Annotated in this window: 1 pseudogene; it reads right to left on the bottom strand. The window is 68.4% G+C overall.

Annotated elements, in window-relative coordinates:
- A pseudogene (locus A5780_RS41570) lies at positions 1–624 on the bottom strand (DNA cytosine methyltransferase); the annotation flags it as partial.

Raw genomic sequence — 624 nt, 5'->3', positions numbered from 1 at the left:
CCCCGGGCGGCAGGCTCCAGTCGATGGCCACCGACGCCGGTGTGGTGATCGGCTCGGCGATCGCGTACCGGCACGCCCTCGACGGGCACCGGTAGACATACTGGCCGTGACGCACGCCGTAGCGGCCCATCTGCGTGCCGGGCTTCTTCCACGACTGGATCGCGTCCACAACCTGCTCGCAACTCGCGCACCACGCCTTCGGGCGCAGCCACTTGTCCCAATCCGGCCGCCGCCCCAACGATTTCAGCCAATACGCGATGTAGAGCCGGTCGCGGGACTGCGGCACCGGCAGGCAGGTGCGCGGCAGCACGTGCGCGGAATTCAGGGCGATGACCCGGGTCTCGTAACCGAGGTCCTGGATCTCGCGCAGCCACCGATGCCGGTCGTCCCACTTCCAGCACTGCACGACGTTTTCCATCACCCCGGCCAGCACCGGCTTGCCGCGCGCGGCCATCGCACGCAGATACCGGGGAATCTGCTCGACCAGCGCGCGGCTGCGCCCGGACGCCGGATCCTCGACGATGCCGAGTTCCTCGTCGAACCGGTACTGGTTGCTCTGGTCGAAGTAGCGTTTCTGTCCCTTCGCGTCCGTCCATTCCGGGCACGCCGGGCTCGCCCAGAACA

The sequence above is a fragment of the Nocardia sp. 852002-20019_SCH5090214 genome (assembly GCF_001665865.1).
GTDB classification, from domain to species: Bacteria; Actinomycetota; Actinomycetes; order Mycobacteriales; family Mycobacteriaceae; genus Nocardia; species Nocardia nova.
Note: the sequence above shows the minus strand (reverse complement) of the source record. Positions and strands in the feature narration are given on the sequence as shown.